General features: G+C 70.4%; 1 protein-coding gene. It reads right to left on the bottom strand.

Going from position 1 to position 927, the window contains the following annotated elements; genetic code table 11:
- The coding region (locus KN815_RS31160) for a SpnB-like Rossmann fold domain-containing protein (RefSeq protein ID WP_253209348.1) at window positions 1–895 on the bottom strand (895 nt) is incomplete at its 3' end.
- Between the last annotated feature and the right edge of the window lie 32 nt (window positions 896–927).

Raw genomic sequence — 927 nt, 5'->3', positions numbered from 1 at the left:
CCGTGACCAACACCGTCCCACCAAAACCCACACCGACCGGCTCGGCCTCGGGCACATTCATGACACGGCTGAGGTGCCGGGTGAAGCAGATGGCGTCGCGTAAGGCCAGTTGGCGCTGGTCACCGGCAAGCATCGCGGGCAGAAGCGCGGTGGGGATCGTTTCTTGATCGATGTCGAGGAGGAGGATCCGCCCGGGGTTCTCCGCTTGTGCGGACCCCATCAGGCCCCATACGGCGGCCACCGCCGGGTCGACCGGGTCGGCCTCCCGGACGGCGACGGCACCCCGCGTCACCACGAGCAGTCGGCTGGACACCAACGAGGGCTCGGCCAGCCACGCCTGTACGACCCGCAGCGCCCGCCCGGTCAGCTCCCGCACATCGGCCAAACCGTCGCCGGTGCCACTGCCGACGCCACCGCCGAGGTCCAGCAACAGCGCGTCTGGGAGCGAAGCCTCCGGCGTTGTGGCCAGACGGTGTACGTCCTCGGCGTCGACCACCGGTAGCGGTTCGACGGTCGTGCCGTCCGGCCGCATCGGCAGTTCCTCCCAGGCGACGCGGAACATCCGGTCCGCCGTCGCCGCCGTGCCGAACTGCTCGGGGCTGACCGGACGGGACACCACCGAGCCCACGGAAGCCACCGAGGCACCGGACTCATCGGCCAGCTCGAGGGTCATGGTGTTCGGGCCGGACGGTGTCACGCGCACGCGCAGTGCTGAGGCCCCGGAGGCATGCAGCGCCACCTCTCGATAGGCGAACGGCAGCACAAGCTGCGCATCGCCTTCGTCACGGTCGTGGAAGGCGATGGTGTGCATGGCAGCGTCGAGGAGTGCCGGATGCAGTCCGAACCCCGCCGCCTGGACCCGATGCTCCTCCGGCAGCGCCACCTCCGCATACACCGCACCATCCGACCGCCACGCCGCCCGCACCC

Origin of the sequence: Streptomyces niphimycinicus (assembly GCF_018883605.1) — a bacterium.
In the GTDB taxonomy this organism is placed as follows: domain Bacteria; phylum Actinomycetota; class Actinomycetes; order Streptomycetales; family Streptomycetaceae; genus Streptomyces; species Streptomyces niphimycinicus.
This window is presented reverse-complemented; position numbering and strand designations above follow the sequence as displayed.